The sequence below is a fragment of the Acinetobacter sp. GW821-FHT01C12 genome (assembly GCF_059422625.1).
Map to the genome: position 1 here is coordinate 49,597 of NZ_JBWKXD010000013.1, position 20,375 is coordinate 69,971.

The 20,375-nt window shown below is 38.5% G+C and carries 18 protein-coding genes; 15 read left to right on the plus strand and 3 right to left on the minus strand.

Features of this window, described 5'->3' with window-relative positions; translation table 11 throughout:
* The 3 genes from AC07WY_RS19545 to AC07WY_RS19555 all read left to right on the plus strand — a co-directional run bounded on the left by AC07WY_RS19545 (position 1) and on the right by AC07WY_RS19555 (position 5,596).
* Positions 1–1,017 (plus strand): cell division protein ZipA C-terminal FtsZ-binding domain-containing protein, encoded by a 1,017-nt coding sequence (locus AC07WY_RS19545; RefSeq protein ID WP_494736961.1) that lies wholly within the window; start codon positions 1–3, stop codon positions 1,015–1,017.
* Between the two features lie 78 nt (positions 1,018–1,095).
* On the plus strand, positions 1,096–3,126 hold the full coding sequence (ligA, locus tag AC07WY_RS19550) for an NAD-dependent DNA ligase LigA (RefSeq protein ID WP_494736962.1): 2,031 nt from the start codon (positions 1,096–1,098) through the stop codon (positions 3,124–3,126).
* A gap of 322 nt (positions 3,127–3,448) precedes the next feature.
* Positions 3,449–5,596, plus strand: coding sequence for a TonB-dependent receptor (locus AC07WY_RS19555; protein ID WP_494736963.1), 2,148 nt, complete (start codon positions 3,449–3,451; stop codon positions 5,594–5,596).
* An 89-nt stretch (positions 5,597–5,685) separates the two neighbouring features.
* Here AC07WY_RS19555 and AC07WY_RS19560 read toward each other — a convergent pair whose 3' ends face one another.
* A complete protein-coding gene (locus tag AC07WY_RS19560) occupies positions 5,686–6,750 on the minus strand; it encodes an SDR family oxidoreductase (protein WP_494736964.1) in 1,065 nt (354 codons plus the stop codon).
* Positions 6,751–7,137: 387 nt separating this feature from the next.
* Here AC07WY_RS19560 and ftn point away from each other — a divergent pair, with 387 nt between their 5' ends.
* Positions 7,138–7,602, plus strand: coding sequence for a heteropolymeric bacterioferritin subunit Ftn (gene ftn, locus AC07WY_RS19565; RefSeq protein WP_004724037.1), 465 nt, complete (start codon positions 7,138–7,140; stop codon positions 7,600–7,602).
* A 90-nt stretch (positions 7,603–7,692) separates the two neighbouring features.
* Here the strand turns inward: ftn and AC07WY_RS19570 are convergent, their stop codons facing one another.
* Positions 7,693–8,265 (minus strand): peroxiredoxin, encoded by a 573-nt coding sequence (locus AC07WY_RS19570; RefSeq protein ID WP_096735106.1) that lies wholly within the window; start codon positions 8,263–8,265, stop codon positions 7,693–7,695.
* A 134-nt stretch (positions 8,266–8,399) separates the two neighbouring features.
* Between AC07WY_RS19570 and AC07WY_RS19575 the strand changes: the two genes are divergently transcribed.
* From AC07WY_RS19575 to AC07WY_RS19625, 11 genes are all read left to right on the plus strand, one after another.
* Entirely contained in the window at positions 8,400–8,723 is a 324-nt protein-coding gene (locus tag AC07WY_RS19575) for a DUF6176 family protein (RefSeq protein WP_494736965.1), read from the plus strand.
* Between the two features lie 73 nt (positions 8,724–8,796).
* Entirely contained in the window at positions 8,797–9,516 is a 720-nt protein-coding gene (locus tag AC07WY_RS19580) for a YqiA/YcfP family alpha/beta fold hydrolase (RefSeq protein WP_262086928.1), read from the plus strand.
* 104 nt (positions 9,517–9,620) lie between these two features.
* Positions 9,621–10,955 (plus strand): adenosylmethionine--8-amino-7-oxononanoate transaminase, encoded by a 1,335-nt coding sequence (gene bioA / locus AC07WY_RS19585; RefSeq protein WP_494736966.1) that lies wholly within the window; start codon positions 9,621–9,623, stop codon positions 10,953–10,955.
* Entirely contained in the window at positions 10,952–12,121 is a 1,170-nt protein-coding gene (locus AC07WY_RS19590; protein ID WP_494736967.1) for an 8-amino-7-oxononanoate synthase, read from the plus strand. Before bioA ends, AC07WY_RS19590 begins: the two co-directional genes overlap by 4 nt.
* A gap of 7 nt (positions 12,122–12,128) precedes the next feature.
* Positions 12,129–12,905, plus strand: a complete 777-nt coding sequence (bioC, locus tag AC07WY_RS19595; RefSeq protein WP_262086924.1) for a malonyl-ACP O-methyltransferase BioC — start codon at positions 12,129–12,131, stop codon at positions 12,903–12,905.
* Positions 12,902–13,546 carry a dethiobiotin synthase gene (gene bioD / locus AC07WY_RS19600; RefSeq protein WP_262086923.1) on the plus strand — a complete coding sequence of 215 codons (645 nt, stop codon included), beginning with the start codon at positions 12,902–12,904 and terminating at the stop codon, positions 13,544–13,546. Before bioC ends, bioD begins: the two co-directional genes overlap by 4 nt.
* Before the next feature lie 121 nt (positions 13,547–13,667).
* Positions 13,668–14,126, plus strand: coding sequence for a hypothetical protein (locus AC07WY_RS19605; protein ID WP_262086921.1), 459 nt, complete (start codon positions 13,668–13,670; stop codon positions 14,124–14,126).
* Between the two features lie 242 nt (positions 14,127–14,368).
* A complete protein-coding gene (locus AC07WY_RS19610) occupies positions 14,369–14,710 on the plus strand; it encodes a YegP family protein (protein ID WP_262086919.1) in 342 nt (113 codons plus the stop codon).
* An 806-nt stretch (positions 14,711–15,516) separates the two neighbouring features.
* Positions 15,517–15,981 (plus strand): YybH family protein, encoded by a 465-nt coding sequence (locus AC07WY_RS19615; RefSeq protein ID WP_315972860.1) that lies wholly within the window; start codon positions 15,517–15,519, stop codon positions 15,979–15,981.
* A 177-nt stretch (positions 15,982–16,158) separates the two neighbouring features.
* Entirely contained in the window at positions 16,159–17,328 is a 1,170-nt protein-coding gene (locus tag AC07WY_RS19620) for a low temperature requirement protein A (protein ID WP_262086915.1), read from the plus strand.
* Positions 17,329–17,350: 22 nt separating this feature from the next.
* Positions 17,351–17,755: an NUDIX hydrolase gene (locus AC07WY_RS19625; RefSeq protein ID WP_494736968.1), complete on the plus strand. Its 405-nt coding sequence runs from the start codon at positions 17,351–17,353 to the stop codon at positions 17,753–17,755.
* A 161-nt stretch (positions 17,756–17,916) separates the two neighbouring features.
* Here AC07WY_RS19625 and AC07WY_RS19630 read toward each other — a convergent pair whose 3' ends face one another.
* A complete protein-coding gene (locus AC07WY_RS19630; protein WP_004724013.1) occupies positions 17,917–20,304 on the minus strand; it encodes a glucose/quinate/shikimate family membrane-bound PQQ-dependent dehydrogenase in 2,388 nt (795 codons plus the stop codon).
* Positions 20,305–20,375 lie beyond the last annotated feature (71 nt).

Below are 20,375 nucleotides of genomic sequence, written 5' to 3' on the forward strand. Positions count from 1 at the left end.
ATGGAAGTCACCACAATTATTGGAATTGTTGTTGCAGTAATCATCATTCTGGTGGGTTTACGGATGGTGCTACGAAAGCCCAATGATGCCGCACCTTCTTTAGAGTCTGAATTGCATATCAATGAAGACTGTAAACAACCGGTAATTCCTCGTCATGTACGAGATCAATTGCGAACAGACCGTGAGTCTCAAGAGCAAGTGCGTGTTGAACCGAATTTAACTGCTTTAGACTCGGTCGAAGTTGCAGATGAAAAACAGCAAAAGATTGAGGATGTAGCAGCGGAGTCGAATGTTGTTCAGTCAACTGAGCTTGAGCATGCCGCAATTACACAACAAACTGAAAAGACGGAAACAGTGGCAAGCACTGAATCCGCAACAGAGTCTGTAAAAGCACTTGATGTGCAAACAGAACCGACGACTCAAACTAACGATTCTGCCAAAGCCGTAGTCAGTCAGGACAAAGAGGAAGCGTTTCAGTTTAATGCCAATGTTGAAACAGCTGAAATCAAAGAGTTTGATGAGGAAAGTAGTATTTTAGATGTTCATTTAAATGAGCAACAAAAATATGATGATGAAAGCGTATTGTCTACGGCTGAAACCATTATTGCGCTGAATGTTTATCCGAATCCACGTAAAGCATTGTCTGGGGATAAAACCTTAAAAATGTTGCTCAAATATGGTTTACGTTTTGGTGAACTCTCTTGCTTCCATCGTTATGAGAATCCAGAGGAAGAAAGCCATTTACTGTTTTCTGTATTACGTGTCACCGACAATGGTCCAGATGGTTTTGATTTAGAAACCTTATCGACTGAACAAGTTCAAGGTTTGGCTTTCTTCTTGGCACTTCCTCATTCAGATGTGCAAAAAGGCTTTGATACCATGGTCAGTATTGCTGGCTTAATTGCCCGTGAAATAGACGGTACGGTCTATGATGAAAACAATCTTGAATTTACCCCACAACTGAAAGAGCATTGGCGCCATAAAGCGATCGATTATCGTTCAGGACATGACGCTTAGCATAACGTCATATTTACTTTATAATTGGTATTCAGAATTTTAGGCGGAGTATTCCGCCTTTTTATGGTGAAAAAATTTATGGAAAATAATCCTGTCGTGACGCAAATGCGTCAATTGATTCAACTCATTGCAAAACATAATCACGCTTATTATGTGATGGATCAGCCGAGTATTGAAGACAGTGAATATGATCAGTTATTTCACCAACTCAAAGCTCTAGAGCAACAACACCCAGAATTGGTTCAGGCAGATAGCCCAATCAATAAAGTAGGTGGAAAACCACTGTCTAAATTTGAAACCATTACCCATACTGTACCGATGCTGTCCTTGGGTAATGTATTTAATCAGGACGAGTTATTTGCTTTTGCTCGCCGTATCGAAGAACGATTACCCAATCAAAAGATTCAATATGATGTCGAACTAAAATTTGACGGATTGGCGATTTCGCTCTGGTATGAAAATGGCGTATTGACACGTGGCGTAACCCGTGGCGATGGTGAAACAGGCGAAGTGATTACGCAAAATGTAAAAACCATTCGTAATTTACCGAAAGTCTTGTCTTCGGATAAAGTGGCAGTGCCACGCTTGTTGGAAGTTCGTGGTGAAGTATTGATGCCAAAAGCCGGCTTTGAACGACTCAATGCTGAAAATGAAGCGAAGGGTGAAAAGACCTTTGCCAATCCTCGAAATGCTGCGGCAGGTAGTTTACGTCAGCTTGATCCAAGTATTGCAGCATCTCGCCCTTTGGCATTCTATGCTTATGGTATTGCACAATGTGAGCCGCATCATGGCATTGAGTCGATGTCAGCGAGTCTTGAATGGTTGACTAACTTTGGCTTTGCTGTAGGTGAACGTCATTTTATTTGTGAAAGTATTCAAGAAGTACAAGAAAAATATCAGCAAATCAACCAAGAGCGCCCGAATTTAGCGGTTGAAATTGATGGCATGGTGATCAAAGTCGATGATCTTCAGCAACAACAAAAGCTGGGCTTTTTAAGTCGTGAACCGCGTTGGGCAACGGCGTATAAGTTTCCCGCAGTTGCAGCATTAACAACAGTTGAAAATATTGATTGGCAAGTCGGACGTACCGGGACTTTAACCCCAGTAGCACGCTTAAATCCAGTGGCTGTGGGCGGTGTAACGGTTTCTAATGTGACTTTGCACAATATTGGTGAAATTCACCGTCTGGACGTTCGTATTGGCGATACGGTCAGTGTCTATCGTAGCGGTGATGTGATTCCCAAAGTTGAAAAAGTATGGTTAGAATTTCGTCCAAATGACGTGACAGAAGTGCATTTACCTGAAAACTGTCCAGTATGTTCTTCTCCAGTGGTCATGCCAGAAGGTGAAGCTTTGGCACGTTGTTCGGGTGGTCTATATTGTTCTGCACAACGTATTGAAGCCATTCGCCACTTTGTTTCACGTAAAGCGATGGATATCGAAGGTCTCGGTGATCGTTGGGTAGAGTCATTATTACATCTTGATCTGTTAAAAGATGTCGCGGATATTTACCATTTACATGAGCATCGTGAACAGTTACTGACCATTGAAAAAATGGGTGAAAAATCTGTCCAAAATTTATTGGATGCGATTGAGAACAGTAAGAAAACTACACTTGCTGCATTTATTTATGCCTTGGGTATTCGTGGTGTAGGTGAGACGACTGCACGTATGCTTGCCAACACTTTCCAGACGCTGGATGCGATTCGTCATGCTGATCTTGAAGCATTGAAGAAAACTCCAGATGTTGGTGATATTACGGCTGAGTGGATTGTTGATTTTTTCCAAGCTCCACATAACCTTGAAGTGATTGATCGTTTGCTTGCAGCAGGGATCCATTGGGATGCACCAGTTGCACCCACCCGTCAACCTTTAAATGGTGAGAGTTGGGTGATCACAGGCACATTGGCAACCATGGGGCGTGATGATGCGACTCAAATGCTACAAGCACTTGGTGCGCGTGTCAGTGGCAGTGTATCGAGCAAAACCAAATGTGTGGTTGCGGGTGAAAAAGCCGGTTCTAAGCTTGAAAAAGCAGAGAAACTGGGTGTCACTGTACTGAATGAGCAGGAGTTTTTAGCATTAATGGCTGAGTATGGGCAGGCATAATTTCATTTAAATTAACTCTAAAATTACTGTAAAGATACAGTTGTTGTATCTTTGCAGTTTTCAAAAATTAAAATCATCATTTCAAGATTGATGCGATTGCAAATCAACAAGTCATCATTTTTCAATAGGATTTTTCGCACTGTATTTTAGCGATTACATTTCGCAAGGGTGCTTGCTCTATCATTAGTGCGCTATATGATAATAATTCTTATTTATTAGAATTTTCCATTAAACTTAACTTTAGATGAAAAATTACAATTCTTAACAATAGTGAAAGTCTATATAATAATCATTATCATTTGAAAAGTGTCTTATTATTTATATGAAAAATTTTTCTCAAACATTTCTAGTCAATTCTATTTCTATCGTGCTTTTTGGTGGGGGACTTACACAAACAATTTGGGCAAATGATGAAATTACTGCTTTGCCTACGATTAAAGTCGCTGCTGAAAAAGAACAAGAAAAACCAACATTTGCCAACGGTGCTTTGCAAAAAAATACAGATTTAGGGCCATTGGGAAATAAGAAAATTATAGATACGCCTTTTAGTATCACCTCTTATTCAGCACAATTGATTGAAAATCAACAAGCAAACACGGCGGGGGAGGTGTTAAAAAATGATGCCAGTATTCGAACCACAACCAATCAAGGACATTTAAATGAAAACTTTAAAATCCGTGGTTTCGATGTCAATCATGAGGATCTAAATTATAACGGCTTTTATGGTGTTGCACCTTATGGTCGGATGCCTACGGAGTTTTTAGAGTCAGTGACTGTACTTAAAGGTCCAAATGCATTGGTTGCAGGTGTTGCACCTACAGGCAGTGTGGGCGGGATTGTGATGGGGCATTCTAAACGGGCAGAGCAAGAACTCACCCGAGTTTCTGCATCGTTTCAAGATGAAGGATATTATCAATCAGGCTTTGATGTATCTCGTCGTTTTGGTGAGAACAAAGAGTTTGGTGTACGTGTGAATGGCGCTTATGCAGATGGCGAACATATCATTGATGGAATGAATGATCGTCAAGCTCTAGGGGCAATTGCTGCGGATTACACCACGGATAAACTAAAGATTAATTTAGATGCTTATGCGGTCAAAGGAAACCGTAAAGGTGGTTCACCTGCAATGGTCGCCATGGGTGGCAAGGGCAGTGTTAATCATGTACTTGCAGCACCTAAAGGGGATTTAAACTACTTTTCAAACTTAGAAGGCAATACCAACAGCCAATTTGTAGGCTTATCCGGTGAATATAAATTTACCCCTGATTTAAAAGCATTTGCAGGCGTTGGATATGTAGAAAAATCATATGATGGTCACCTTTTTGGTACACGTATGATTGTCAATAATTTAAATGGAAATGCAACCTCACAATATTATCGAGTGGGATCAAAAGAACATAACACTGCTGCTAATGCAGGCTTTGAAGCAAAATTTGATACAGGTGCGATCAAGCATACTTTAGGATTGCGTACTGATTATTTAACCCGCAAATATTCACAGCATAAATCCGCAACCAGTTCGGGGTTTACGACCAATTTATATGATCCATCAAATACAGGAACAATGCCAACAACCTACCCAGAAATTGTTCCTTATGGTGATAATGAGTATGTGAGTTATACCTTAACGGATCAGCTTTCAATGTTGGATGATAAATTACAACTGATTTTAGGTGGGCGTTATCAAGATATTGATACTAAGAATCTTGTCAAAAAATCAGCTTATAGTGCAGATAAGCTATCACCAAGTTTGGGGATTGTTGTCAAACCATTTGGTGAGGATTTATCTTTTTATGCAAGCTATGTCGAAGGCTTAGCTGAAGGGATAACGGTCTCAGAAACAACCTATCCAACTGCGACAAATAGAGGTGAGACACTTGCACCTTATCAAACCAAGCAATATGAGTTAGGTGCAAAATATCAGTTGGGTTCGTGGTTAAATACTTTGGCGCTTTATCAGATTAAAAAGCCTGAGGCTTATCTGGACAGCATAAGTAATAAAGTCAACGATGATGCTGAAACGCGTTCTCGTGGGGTGGAATGGTCATTCTCTGGCAATGTTACAGATACTTTATCTGTGATGGGGAATTTGGCCTATATCGATGCTGAATATGTGAAATCAGCGAAGGTCGCTTTCGAAGGTAATAAAGTATATGGTGTACCCGATTTTACTGCTTCGTTAGGGCTTGATTATGCCATTCCTAAGGTTGAGGGGCTGCATGTCAATACTCGTGTAAGTTATGTGAGTGAGCAATATTTGAATGAAGAGAATACGCTAGAACTACCAGACTATACGATTGTTGACTTAGGCGCTCGCTATAAAACCAAACTTGGTGGGGTAAATACCACATTCCTTGCCAATGTTGATAATGTTGCCAATAAAAAATATTGGGAAGGTGTATTTAATTCAAACTATGCTTTAGTCGGTGGTGCACGAACTTATAAAGTCGGTGTAACTTTTGATTTCTAAGCCTTAGCTGATATTGAACGCTATAAGCCAAAAAGCCTTTTTCATGATTGAAAAAGGCTTTTTTGATTTAAGAATCAGTTGAGCTGTTATTAAATATATTTCTTCACTACACCGTCATCAAGAAGCTGCTGGAAATGCTCGACTAAACTGGTTTCAATATTACGATAACTCATCCCCAGTTCCTGTTTGCTTTTATCAGCATTAAAAAAGATAGGGTAGCCCATATTCTTTTCAATAAAATCACGTGAATAGCCAAATGCAGGTCCAATAAATTTAAATGCTTTTTTCGGAACTTGGTTGCGTGGAAAAGGAAATTTTTGTCCAAAATTTTGACGTAAAATTTTCCCCATTTCCAAAAGGCTGAGTGAGCCACCACTGATAATGTAACGTCCAGCCGCATTTTCCTTGAATGCTGCCAAAATATGCGCATCAGCAACATCACGAACATCTACAATACCATTCCACATCGGTGGGACACCGAGTAATGTCATGCCGTTGGCAAATTGCTCTAAGACTTCTACGCTCCCTGACTGTGTATTTGCGGTCAGTGAGGGGCCAAGTACCAATGCAGGGTTAACACAGATCAGCGTCCAACGATTTTGTGCTTCCGCCATTTCCCATGCTTTACGCTCTGCCATAACTTTTGAATACGGGTACGGTTGGTGCGTGGTTGAGCTGGTGGTATTCCAGTGAGATTCATCAAACTGATTATGCTGCGTTTTTAAAATATCAATTGCATCGCCATAAGTAGACGCGATACTTGAAGTCACAATGACTCGCTTGACAGACTCTGTTTTATTGACACTATTTAAGACATTTTCCGTGCCTAAAATTGCAGGTTCAATAATATCTTTAACAGCATCTTTATAATTGGTCACAACAAATGGCGAAGCCATATGTAACACAACTTCACAGCCTTGCATGGCTTCATCAAAAGAACCATTTTCTAAAAGGTTGGCTTTAAATAGTTTTAGTGTGCCAGAGCTGGCTTGTGCGATTTTCTCTAAATGTGCAAAGCTTTGTTTCTTATTAAGATCACGTACAGTGGCATGAACGGTATAGCCTTGCTCAAGTAATTTTTGAATCACCCAACTGGCGATATAGCCTGTTGCACCTGTAACTAGAATAGGCGCTGATGTGTTTCCCTGAGACATTATTTTTTTCCTGCTAATTGTTAATATTCAATATCATAAATATTAAAGTCAAAATTGTCTTGAAATATTAGCATTAAAAAAAACCAAGAAGATAAAGTGAGGGTTCTGTCATTGAAAATGAACAGGAAATGGAATAATGAAGGGGAATAAGAAGCATTTTTAATGGTTACAAAATAAATCATTTTGAATTTTGATGAAAAATCACCAATAAATCATCAATGAAATTTTGTAAGCGGTTATTTTTTATATGAAAAAATACTTATTCAAATTGCAAATGCGTATGTTTATCATTTTAATTTTATAAAAATCATAAACTTACACATTTTGTCTTTTGCAAAACTGGTAAAATTTGTCCATACTATTGCAAAAGAATGTGGAGTAATTGAAATGCGTGGCAATCCAGAAGTCATAGACTATCTAAATATGTTGATCGGTGGCGAACTGGCTGCTCGTGATCAGTATCTTATTCATTCGCGTATGTATGAAGATTGGGGCTTAAGCAAAATTTATGAACGTATTGATCATGAAATGCAAGAAGAAGCTTCACATGCAGACGCTTTAATTCGCCGTGTACTTTTCCTTGAAGGTACCCCGAACATGAAGCGTGACGATATTGTTACAGGTGAAGATGTTGTGACCTGTTTAAAAGCCGATTTGGCATTGGAATATCATGTACGTGAAAAATTGGCGCAAGGCGTAAAGCTATGTGAAGAAAAAGGCGATTACGTGACTCGTGATATGCTGCGTCAACAAATGAACGATACTGAAGAAGATCATACTTACTGGCTTGAAAAACAATTAGGTTTGATCGAGTTAATTGGTTTACAGAATTATATTCAATCTCAAATGTAAGACACACTAAGCGTCTTGCTTAAGGTGAGATGTTTTAGATTAAAAAAGCCTTTAGACATTCATCTAAAGGCTTTTTTAATGCTTCAGTCGTTATTTCTTTGAAAACTTCTGAATATCCGCTAAGACTTGATCGGCATGTGTTTGGGTATTTACACTGCTATAGTGATAGACAATCGTTCCTTGTGGATCAATCAAAAAAGTTTCTCGTTTTGCTATTTTGGCAATGCCTAAGTTTCGGATGATTCCAAATTGGTCTGCGAGTTGATGATTGCTATCAGCAAGAATTGGGAAATTTAGCCCCAGCTTTTCAGAGAACTTTTGATGTGATTGCACATCATCCAAACTGACACCAAGCACCACTGCATTATTTTTTATAAATTGTGGGTAGAGTGATTTAAATTGATTGGCTTCTTGTGTACAGCCAGGTGAATCATCTTTTGGGTAAAAGTAGAGAACAACCCATTTACCTTTATATTGACTCAGTTCGTGCCATTTTGAGTTTTGATCTTGTAGTTTAAAACTTGGTGCAGGCTTACCTACCCATTGCTTTTGGTTGGAATCCAGTTTGGAAAGAATAGAGCTTTCCGCATGGCTGGCCGTGTTCAATATGCATAAAGCTGAAACGGAAAGTAAGCTAATACTGAACAGTCGTGATAGTTTCATGACAAACACTTTCCTAAATTGATCCTGATTTGATCTTAGCAAATTTTAAGGTTTTGGCGGTATGTAAAATGTTTGCAATTGTTCACATGCCATTTATGATGAAAGACCGTTTAAAATAAATAGAACGTAAAATTATGGACGTTGGTGCAGTATTGATTCAACTAAAAGTAGCCATGATGGACGATGTTGTCGCATGGCAAAATCAATTGAATAGGCGTAAGCATGAGGCAATTGAAACACTTCAGGCTGAAGGTGTGCATGTTGAATCATGGTTCCATGTGGAACTGGATGGACTAGATTATTTGATTGCTTATACACGGGCAGATGATATTGCAAAAGCACATGAAATTTCGAGAAAAAGTCAGTTTGCAATTGATCAATTACATCAGCAATTTAAAAGCACTTGGCAAAAAGTGATTCCAGCCAGCTTATTGGTCGATTTACACCATCAGAAATAGTTAGAAGTCCGATTGTCGTTCAATTTTAAGCATGATCTAATAAAACATCGTTATTGTTTTATAGTGGCTTAAATTGAATCGACGTATTTTGCTGATCACAGGTTGGGGCGGTGGAACCAAACTACTCAAGGATTTACAACAGGCTTTACAACAACAAGGCCATGAAGTTGTATTGATCAATATCTTTAATGCGCTGGACGAAAGTGTTTTACAACATCAGGTGGAGCAAGCCAAAGATTTTGATGTGATTTGTGGTTGGTCTTTAGGGGGGCAATTGGCAAGCTTGCTGGTCGAGCAAATTAAACAGCAATACCAACAACAAAAAGTCTTGATTACACTGGCTTCAAATCCTTGTTTTGTGGCAAATGCTGAGTGGCAAACGGCAATGAGCCAAACAACCTTTCACAACTTTAAACAGTCCTTTGAACATGATGCGATTGCGACATTAAAGAAATTTGGTTTTATGGTTTGTCAGGGCACCGCAACCACGCGAGAAGATTTTGTACATTTGCAAAGTTTGATTCAGCCGCAAAATTTAGAATTATTAAAACAAGGGTTAGCGTGTCTTGAGCAATTAAATAATGTCGCGATCTTAAATAACTATGCCGGCAAACAGTATCATATATTTGCTCAACAGGATTTCTTAGTTAGTCACAAAGTCTATGAGAAATTTAAAAATTTCACTGCAAAGTTTTTAGATGTCGAGCTGGTAAATGGTTCACATGGCGTTCCAGTTTTTGATTTTTTAAGTCTAAGTGACAAAATCTGCCAATATTTACAAAAAATAGAATAAATCTATGGATCAGTGGTGAATCTCGCAATTTATTTTTATTGCGTGCAGGTTTAACATCGCTAAACTGTTTTTTGCTGTAATTGTAATGCACATGGAGTGAACGGATGACCGATTTAAACAATGGGTTTGATGATGTTGATCTTGAACAATCAGAGTTAGATGATCTGGACTTTGATCGGCAACATATTTGGCATCCATATACCTCTATGACCAATCCCTTACCGACTTTTAAGGTTAAAAAAGCCTATGCTGCGACCATCGAACTTGAAGATGGTCGTCAATTGATAGATGGGATGTCTTCGTGGTGGTGTGCCATTCACGGTTATAATCATCCTGAGTTGAATCAGGCGGTGACAGATCAGCTACAGAAGATGTCGCATATCATGTTTGGTGGATTTACCCATGATCCTGCGATCCAGCTTGGAAAATTACTGGTTCAACTGACCCCGCCTAATTTAGATAAAGTGTTCTTTGCCGATTCTGGTTCCGTCGCTGTAGAAGTGGCATTGAAGATGGCAGTACAGTTTTGGTCTTCACAGGGCTATACAGAGAAAACTAATTTTGTTACCCCACGATCTGGCTATCATGGCGATACTTGGAATGCGATGTCTGTTTGTGACCCTGTAACAGGTATGCATCAAATTTTTGGTTCAAGTTTGCCCAATCGCTTATTTGTTCCAGCACCTCAAGTCGGATTTTATGAGCAATGGGATCAAAGTGACATTGCTGAACTTGAGAAAAGCTTGGCTGAACAGCATGCAACGATTGCAGGTTTAATTCTTGAGCCGATTGTACAAGGTGCGGGAGGGATGCGTTTTTACCATTCTGAATATTTGCGTCAAGCCAAACGACTTTGCGAAAAATACAATGTTTTGCTGATTTTTGACGAAATCGCTACGGGTTTTGGGCGTACAGGGAAACTATTTGCATGGGAGCATGCACAAGTTGAACCTGACATTATGTGTATTGGTAAAGGTTTAACGGGTGGCTATATGACGCTTTCTGCGACATTAACCACCAAACATATTGCTGAAACGATAAGTCAGGGTGAAGCGGGTGTGTTTATGCATGGCCCAACCTTTATGGCAAATCCCTTGGCATGCGCCGTTGCTGTCAAAAGTACACAATTATTAATTTCTCAAGATTGGCAGAGCAATATTCAACGAATTGAAGCTCAGCTTAGACATGCTTTACAGCCCTTACAGTCTCTTAATCATGTTCATGATGTGCGAGTTCTTGGTGCGATAGGGGTGGTTGAATTGACTGTGAATGTCGATATGAAAACTTTACAGCAGGAGTTTGTACGTCGTGGTATCTGGATACGACCATTTGGCAAATTGGTCTATGTGATGCCTCCATATATCATCACAGCACAAGAATTAAAAACCTTACTGGAGCAATTGGTTGAGGTGGTCAAGGCTATGGAGCAAAGCACATGAGCTTGATCAATACCCACCTTGAACATTTTTCACGGCAGCTTGATGTGCTTAAACAGCAAGGCAATTTACGCCAATTTCGTTCGAATGTTCAGCAAGGTCGTTATATCTGCCTTGATCAGCATCAAATGCTCAATTTGGCTTCAAATGATTATCTAGGATTGGCATCTGATCTCACATTACGTGAACAGTTTTTTGATGAAACACCCAATGATCAACGACGGATGAGTTCTTCTTCGTCACGTTTGTTGACTGGACATTTTCCAGAATATGAACTGCTTGAAAATAGTTTAACTCAGGCTTTTCATGGTCGGGCGGCATTGTTATTTAACAGCGGCTATCATATGAATATTGGTATTTTACCTGCACTTGCAGACAGTAAAACGCTGATTTTGGCAGATAAATTGATTCATGCCAGTATGATTGATGGGATCCGTTTATCCTCAGCCAAATATGTACGTTATCGTCACAATGATTTAAATCATTTGACTCAGCTTTTACAAAAATATCATGCAGATGAGGCTTTCGAGCGCATTATTGTCGTGACTGAATCGATTTTTAGTATGGATGGTGATGAAACGGACTTGGCTGCATTGGTGAGTATTAAGCAACAGTTTTGTAAAGTCATGCTCTATGTAGATGAAGCACATGCAATTGGAGTACGTGGTCAGCAGGGCTTAGGTTGTGCTGAACAATATGCGGTGATTGATGATATTGATCTACTTGTGGGAACTTTTGGTAAGGCAATCGCTTCAGTTGGTGGTTATTTAATTTGTCATGCGGTGATTCGCGATTATTTGATTAATGCGATGCGCCCTTTGATTTTCAGTACTGCACAACCGCCAATATGTATGGCATGGACAAACTTTATTTTTCAGAAAGTTTTAGGCTTAGATCAGCGCCGCCAATATTTGCAATCTACAAGTCAGTATCTACAACAGGCTGTTCAAAGCAAAGGTTTTGAGTGCCCATCAACATCACATATTGTTCCAGTCATTGTAGGTGACTCGATTAAAACGGTTGAAAAGGCCAAAGCATTACAAGATGCGGGTTTTTATATTATGCCTGTACGTCCCCCGACTGTGCCGCAACACAGCTCACGGTTACGTATCTGTTTAACTGCTCAAATCACCCAAGCTGATCTAGATCAGCTAATTCCGTTGTTGTGAGTTGAATGTGAAACATCCAGAAATTGATAAATCACAGGTTGCCTTGCGTTTTGCTCAGGCAGGGCAGAGTTATACTGAACATGCGGTCGTACAAAAAAATATTGCACAACAACTGTTTAATTTAATAAGCGAATATTGCCCAGCACACTATGAAAATGTGTTTGAAATCGGTTGTGGTTCAGGAAACTTAACTGAGCTTTTACTGCAAAATTTGCAGATTAAACATTTGATTTTAAATGATCTATACCCCGAAGTTCAGCAGCATTTCCCTTCGGATAAACCAATTGAATATCGGATTGGTGATATAGAACAGCTTGAATTTCCAAAACATTTAGACTTAATTAGCTCAAGTTCCGTTTTACAATGGATGAGTGATTTAAATGGTATTTTTCAACAAGCTTTTCATCATTTAAATCCTAAGGCGTATTTTTGTTTTTCAACTTTTGGACAGCATAATTTACAGGAAATTAAAAGCTTAACAGGGCAAGGTCTGAATTACCTATCCCTTGACGATCTGCAACAACAATTAAAGCGAAATGGTTTTGAAATTCTACATATTTCGGAGCAAATTGAGCATCTCAATTTTCCACATCCCAAATATATTTTGCAGCATTTAAAAGCCACAGGAGTGACTGCGACAGCATCTGGCTTTAGATGGACCAAGCAGAGTCTCGCCGATTTTTATCATCACTATCAACAGTTTTCACAGGCTGATCAGTCAGGAAATATACGCTACTCACTGACTTATCATCCTATTTATTGTATTTTGCGGAGAATGTCATGACTGGATCAGTTTACTTTATCAGTGGAATAGATACTGGAATTGGCAAAACCTATACCACTGGGTATTTAGCCAAATTATGGAATGAGCAAGGTCAGAAAACCATTACGCAGAAATTAATCCAAACGGGTAATACCGATATTTCAGAAGATATCGAACAACATCGTGAAATTATGGGAATGGGCTGGTTTCCAGAGGATGAAACCAAGCTCACCATGCCTGAAATCTTTAGCTATCCTGCATCGCCTCATTTAGCCAGCAAAATTGATGGGCGTGAGATTGATTTTGAAAAAATTGCAGATGCCACTCGGCAACTGGCCGAAACGTATGATGTTGTTTTGTTAGAGGGTGCAGGTGGATTGATGGTACCCCTAACCACAAGTTTACTTTCAATTGATTATGTGGCTCAGAAAAAGCTTCCTGTGATTTTAGTCAGCTCAGGGCGTTTGGGCAGTATTAATCATACGATTTTAAGTTTAGAGGCTTTAAAAAGTCGTGGGCTTGAGCTTTATGCACTTGCTTATAATTTAAATGATGAATCTCAGGATGAACTGATTTCAAAAGATACCGCAGAATTTTTAAAGCATTATTTGGTGAAACATTTTCCGAACAGTGCATGGATTGATATTCCAGTAATCTGTTAGTTTGTTCATCGAATTGAGTGCTGAAACAGCAGATTCATAGTGTTCTGAGCCTGCTGTTTTCTTGTCGCTTTTAATAAATCTGAATGCTTTAAATAAGCGACATGTATAAAAGGTAATCCTGATGAGTTTTAAAATTCGAATTGAGTTATTTAAAGAGCTTGAAATAACTTCTCTTGATTTTGAAAGTAATGCAGCAACGCAAATTTTAAGTCGTTTTGATCAGATTGATTGGATGCAACAAGTCGTCTGGGGATACATGGAAGAGCACCATGGTGATTTTCCATTTTTTCAAATTGAGCATATTCAGACTGGACGTAAGTTCGGTGGACTCTTTGTGGTTTATAGCCGTAATGAATATAACTTTAATGCACATGCTGAGCTCTATCAAAAACAACAAAAATCGCATTTTTTTGGTTTGTTTAAATCTGAAGCGATGCCAAGTTTTGATAACGAGGACCTTCCTTTTGCGGTATTTCGAGATTGCTTGGAAAATTTTTTACGTGGCAACGACTCTGAAATAGAGCGTTTAATGAAAACAGTCTATCCTGGGTATACCAGTACTGGTTATTTTGATCGTTAATTGCACAACCCAAATTTAAAGTCATTTTTTAGATGGCTTTAAACTTTTCTTGAGACTTAATCATAAAAAGAAATTTCCTAATTTTAGTTTCGCAACTACGTGGCGTTACATAAACAATAAAGTTATAACAAATTAGTCTTTTTTAAACATGAAAAGTCATTTATATTTCATATCAGTAGCGTAATTTATGTCCAATAAGCGCTGTGAAATAAAATAAACCGAAAATAATGAAGAGGTGAACCATGTCAGGATGGTATGAAATTAGTCAAGCTAAAGATGGTCAATATCGTTTTGTATTAAAAGCAGGAAATGGGGAAATTATTCTCACCAGTGAACTCTATAAAGCAAAAGCTTCTGCCCAAAACGGTATTGCATCTGTACAAAAAAATAGCCCAGATGATGCACGTTATGATCGTTTAGAAGCGAAAAATGGTAAACCTTATTTCAACTTAAAAGCAGCAAATCATCAAATTATCGGAACAAGTCAATTCTATTCGGGTGATGCTGCTCGAGATAATGGGATTGAATCTGTGAAGAAAAATGGCCCTTCAGAGAAAATAAAAGATTTAACAGAACACAGCTAAATCTGGTATAAATCAACTATATATGTTGGAAAAGCATGTCATTACGATGACATGTTTTTTTTGAATCTAAAAAATAATGATAAAAATAAGTGTTTATTTATGAGATTGAATTTTTAGTATTTTCTTACTATGGTCGAAAATTTTGCTAACAACAAGCCAAGACTAAAGCGATCCAAAAGCGTAAGTAAGCATGAATTTTAATACTTAAATAAGGTCTACTTATTTAAAAACATAAGCCTTAAAACATACCAATATATATATTATTAAGTTGTATAGAATAATCATAGAAACCCTAATATATAAACTAAAGTTGCAGGATGGTTAAGTGGGCTTATTTATATGTTTTCCTCTGGGGTTATCGTTATATTCGCTGGTTAGTATGATTTTTTTTCATAATCATTTATGACTTTTTTAAAGATTTTTTAAAGTTTAAATATGTTAGGCTAACTTCAATATTAAATAAAAGGAGAATGATTATTTAATTACAGCTTCAGCATTAATTAAAATATTGTTAAATTTAATTAATAAATTATTTAAGAATTGTTAATTAAATTGAAATATAGACTGTTTCTGTTGAAGTGCAAATTTTTTATATCTATTTGTATTATTGAGTGATTTATTTTTGTGAAAGGTTTTGGTTAATATCTAAACATAATAGTTTTGGTTGTATAAACTGATTCAATCAGATTAATTAACAGTGATTTATTTGATTTAAATTGATTAGATATGAAAAAACAAACAAAACACTTCACATAATACTTATTAAGTGTTAAATTCATCACAAATAAGAATAATGAGGTTTTATGATGAAAATAGCAATCGATGGTAATGTGAAAGTTGCCGACGAGATAATATCTCAAATTGAATTATGGGATGCTGCTGTTCTTGGTAATAAAATTGATCATCTATTAGATCAATGTGCGGATGACGTCAGTATGTTTGATGTGAGTATACAATTAGACGGTATTGATGCGTACAAAAAAGAATGGGAGAAGTTCAGTCCATATTTTAGTGAAAATGTGCAAATTGTACGTCGTAATATGAAAATCTATGCGTCGAATGATTTAGCTGTATTGCATTGCCATTCAAAAGTGGAAAATTCTGTGCTTAAAGAAAAGTTGCAGATGCCATGGTGTCGAACAACATTGTGCCTGAAAAAGAAGGGTGGTCAATGGTTGGTTGTTCATCAGCATATTTCGATGCCGATTGATATGAGCACTGGTAAAGCGATCGTAATCAAGGACATTGCTAAATTGAAATTAGTGGTTTAGTGAGCTAGATTTGTTTGTTATTAAGCCCTTTGATTGGGCTTTTTATTTATGAATTTTTAAATTTTCCAGATAGATGCTAGATCATTAACAAAATTGTCAAAATAACTCAGTTTTTTACTTGAATGAAAGATAGAGTTTTGAAAAAATTATGATAATAATCTCAATAATGTGAAAATAATGCCAAATTCATTATTTGTAAAATATGGGTGGTTAAAGCCACTTGCGCCAAGAAATCCACACGAACCACATCGCGCCGCAACCTCATTAGAATTGTTATTTGATTTAATTTTTGTGGTCGCCATTGCGACTGCAGGACAACAATTACACCATAGTATTATCGAAAATCATTTATCACATGGCTTAACACTTTATTTTATGGTGTTCTTTGCATTGTGGTGGGCATGGATGAACTTTAGCTGGTTTGCATCTGCCTATGACAATGATGATGTATTTTATCGAATCATGACCTTTGTACAAATTATTGGTTCACTTGTGATTGCGGCAGGGATCCCGATAGCGTTTCAACAACAAGATTTTGACGTGATCATTATTGGTTATGTCATCATGCGTTTGGGACTCGTTACACAATGGTTCCGTGTTGCCAAAAATGATCCTGAACGTAAACAAACAGCGTTGAGATATGCGGCTGGTATTATCATCGTACAGATTGGCTGGTTACTTTTTCACTTTACCCCGATAAACTTCACCATTTATTTGTTCCTGCTCTTGGTTATCGCTGAATTGAGTGTGCCCATCTTTGCGGAAGCACATAATATGACGCCATGGCATCCACATCATATCTCTGAGCGTTATGCCTTACTCACCATCATTGTCCTTGGTGAATCAATCATTGGAAGTTTTGCTGCAATTTCTGATGCATTAAACAATCAGTTGTTAAGCCAAGAATTAATCTTTTTGACCATTGGTGGCTTATTGATTATGTTTACCATGTGGTGGGCATATTTCGATCATGATGTTGCTGAACGGCTCAATAGTCGGAAACGTGCATTTTCATGGGGCTATGGCCACTTTTTTATTTTCGTGAGTATTGCAGCTCTTGGTGCGGGTTTAGCTGCTGCTGTGGATGTGGTGACGCATAAAGCTGAGATTTCGGCTGATATCGTCAGCTATTTTGTTGCAATCTCTTTGATTGTCTATACTGCGAGCCTTTGGTTGTTACAGGAAATTCACCATCTTTCAGGGATTAAGAAATGGTTTTATCCAATTACAGCCGCCATCGTACTCTGTATTCCGATGATCTTTACCCAAGTGGGGTATGCTGTTTTTGCTATGGCAATTGTTTATGCGCTACGTTTAATTTTTTCAAAGTGTTATTTGGCAAGGTAATAAATTAAGTGGGTTTTGAGCAATGGGATTTCATGATTTTTATCGTTTGAGTTCGCAAGCTGTGATTTTCAATGAAAATCGACAAGTCTTATTATTGAAAGCGACTTATGCTGATTGTGCATGGGGTTTACCAGGTGGTGGATTGGATCAAGGTGAAACAGTACATGATGCGCTGATTCGTGAGTGCCAAGAAGAATTAGGTTGCGAAGTTTTGATCGAATATTTATCAGGGGTTTATTATCATTCTGCAGTAAATTCCCACGCATTTATGTTTAAGTGTACATTGCTGAACGATCAGATAATCAATTTAAGTGATGAGCATTCTGAGTATCGATGGTTTGACTTTGAGCAACTTTCACCTGTGCAAAAAATTCGTATAGAAGATTGTTTTCATTTTGATGGTCAGGTAAAGAGCAGGGCATTTTAAGGATTGGCTATCGCATGGTGATATGGATATCGCGATCAAACTGGGAAGAGAATATCCACCTCATCCAAAAGCAGATTCACTTTTATACAAGGGTATAGGTTTAGATAAAGCAATAAAAAACAGGTCATTAAGACCTGTTTTTTATTTACCTCAATTTAAGATTATTTATCTGGTAATGCATAAGCAACAATAGAGTCACCCATTTTGGTACCAAATGAACCGTGACCACCCGCCATGATCACAACGTATTGTTTACCATTGCTTTCATAGGTCATTGGTGTTGCTTGCCCACCCGCAGGTAGACGACCTTTCCATAGCTCATCACCATTACTGACATTGATCGCTCGGATGTAATCATCTTGAGTCGCGCCAATGAACATCACATTACCCGCAGTTGAGATCGAACCACCTAACATTGGCACACCCATTTTAAATGGTGGCAATGGAATACCCGGCATACTGTCACGAATTGTACCAATACGACGTTTCCAAGCAACATCATGCGTTTTCAAATCTACACCAGCAACATAACCCCATGCAGGTTGTTTACATGGTAAGCCAAATGGTGAAAGGAATGCACTGATTTCAACACCGTAAGGAACGCCATACATAGGTTGAACACCCGCTTCTGTACCTGCACCTTTGGCTGTTTGTTTACGGTTCGGATCAGCAGGAATCAATCGACTGACAAAAGGTAGGCCAATTGGATTCATAACTGCGATTTGACGATCAGGGTTAAGTGATAAACCACCCCATTCAAATACACCCAAGTTACCAGGGAAAACTAACGTTCCGTTTTCTGAAGGTGGGGTATAAATACCGTCATAATTTAACTTGTGGAATGACACACGACAAATTAACTGGTCAAACATGGTTGCACCCCACATTTGTTTATCCGTTAATTTTTCTTGAGGTGCTAAGTTAAAGTCTGAGAACGGTTGTGTTGGAGAATAGAATTCACCTTTAGTTTGCGGACCACGTTTTACACTTTGTGGTACTGGACGTTCGTTAATCGGTACAATTGCTTTACCGTTACGGCGGTCTAAAACAAAGGCATTACCTGTTTTAGTCAATACATAGATTGCTGGAACAGTTTGCCCAGTTTTATCTTTGATATCTGCTAAGGTTGGTTGTGATGGTACATCCATATCCCATAAATCATGGTGAGTTGTTTGGAAGTTCCAGATCAATTTACCCGTTGTTGCATTGATTGCTAACATTGAGTTTGCATAGCGTTCATGCAGTTTTGTACGGTTACCACCCCAAATATCGGGCGTACCTACACCTGTTGGTACATAAACGATATCGAGTTTTGCATCATATGCAAGCGGAGCCCATGCATTCGGTGAGTTTTGGACATATTTTTGACCAGGACCCGGAATCTGATTTGGATTTTCAGCACCTGTATCAAATACCCAAAGCAATGCTCCAGTATTTACATCATAACCACGGATAACACCAGAAGGCTCTTGAGTAGAATAGTTATCTGTCGTTGAACCACCAATGATAATTGTGGTGCCTGTGACAACAGGTGGTGATGTTGGAATATAACCACCCGGATAAGGGAATGGCATGTCCTTTTGTAAATCAACTTCACCGTTATGCCCGAAGTCAGAACAAGCTTTACCTGTTTCAGCATTTACCGCAACGATACGACCATCATTGACTGGTAAAATAACTTTACGCGGGCATTCGGTAGACGAAGATTTTTTTGCTTGTAAACTTGCTGCGAAACCAACGGTATTATCTGCATCGTAATAAGAAACACCACGGCAAGTTAAATGTTGGAAGGTATTATCAGCTTTGAGTTTTGGATCAAATACCCATTTCTCTTTACCTGTAGAAGGATCAAGAGAAACCAATTTTTGATGGGTGGTACACAGGTACATGTTATTCCCGATTTTAATCGGTGTGACCTGATTGGTTGTTTCGCCTGAATCATTTTCAGTCTTGAATTCACCTGTACGATAGGTCCAAGCAACTTTAAGATCTTTAACGTTCTCTGAGTTGATTTGGTTCAACGGAGAATAACGTAAACCGGATTGAGTCCGACCATAAGCCGGCCAGTCTGCATCCGCAATACCGTCAATCGCTGCTGGCGTTGGCTGTTTACTGGTTAAAGTCCCACGAATTTCTTGTGGATCATTAAAGATAGAATAAGCCATAACCGCAATGGTGATCGCCAATGTACCTGAAAGTGCAATTTTAGCACCTTTGGCATCGAAACCACGTGTCACTGCTGGAATGAGTAGCCATAAGCCAAACACACCTAAAATATCTAAACGTGGTGCAAGCGCGAAGAAGTCTGAACCGACTTCCCATAGTCCCCAGACAACTGTGCCGAGTACTAATGCTGCATAAACGTATAAAGCAGAGCTATTTAATTTGCGTAATAAGATTGCTGTTGCAATGAAAAGTATCCCGGCAATGATGTAGTACCAAGACCCACCCAGTGCTGCCAGCCATACTCCGCCGCCTAATAGAACTACACCGAAAACAATTGCAATCACAACTGTTAGGGTTCTGAGTCCTGAAGATGGAGTTTGCATATTGACCACCTATCTATTTGATTAATTTTTTACGCTTTACCTTTCCATTGAGGATTGATGCAGCACATTGT

Coding starts and splice junctions, on each gene's coding strand:
- ligA (WP_494736962.1), top strand. CDS start 1,096: ATGGAAAATAATCCTGTCGTGACGCAAATGCGTCAATTGATTCAACTC.
- AC07WY_RS19590 (WP_494736967.1), top strand. CDS start 10,952: ATGAGCTTGATCAATACCCACCTTGAACATTTTTCACGGCAGCTTGAT.
- AC07WY_RS19610 (WP_262086919.1), top strand. CDS start 14,369: ATGTCAGGATGGTATGAAATTAGTCAAGCTAAAGATGGTCAATATCGT.
- AC07WY_RS19615 (WP_315972860.1), top strand. CDS start 15,517: ATGAAAATAGCAATCGATGGTAATGTGAAAGTTGCCGACGAGATAATA.
- AC07WY_RS19560 (WP_494736964.1), bottom strand. CDS start 6,750: ATGTCTCAGGGAAACACATCAGCGCCTATTCTAGTTACAGGTGCAACA.
- AC07WY_RS19620 (WP_262086915.1), top strand. CDS start 16,159: ATGCCAAATTCATTATTTGTAAAATATGGGTGGTTAAAGCCACTTGCG.
- AC07WY_RS19555 (WP_494736963.1), top strand. CDS start 3,449: ATGAAAAATTTTTCTCAAACATTTCTAGTCAATTCTATTTCTATCGTG.
- AC07WY_RS19545 (WP_494736961.1), top strand. CDS start 1: ATGGAAGTCACCACAATTATTGGAATTGTTGTTGCAGTAATCATCATT.
- bioD (WP_262086923.1), top strand. CDS start 12,902: ATGACTGGATCAGTTTACTTTATCAGTGGAATAGATACTGGAATTGGC.
- AC07WY_RS19625 (WP_494736968.1), top strand. CDS start 17,351: ATGGGATTTCATGATTTTTATCGTTTGAGTTCGCAAGCTGTGATTTTC.
- ftn (WP_004724037.1), top strand. CDS start 7,138: ATGCGTGGCAATCCAGAAGTCATAGACTATCTAAATATGTTGATCGGT.
- AC07WY_RS19575 (WP_494736965.1), top strand. CDS start 8,400: ATGGACGTTGGTGCAGTATTGATTCAACTAAAAGTAGCCATGATGGAC.
- bioA (WP_494736966.1), top strand. CDS start 9,621: ATGACCGATTTAAACAATGGGTTTGATGATGTTGATCTTGAACAATCA.
- AC07WY_RS19605 (WP_262086921.1), top strand. CDS start 13,668: ATGAGTTTTAAAATTCGAATTGAGTTATTTAAAGAGCTTGAAATAACT.
- AC07WY_RS19630 (WP_004724013.1), bottom strand. CDS start 20,304: ATGCAAACTCCATCTTCAGGACTCAGAACCCTAACAGTTGTGATTGCA.
- AC07WY_RS19570 (WP_096735106.1), bottom strand. CDS start 8,265: ATGAAACTATCACGACTGTTCAGTATTAGCTTACTTTCCGTTTCAGCT.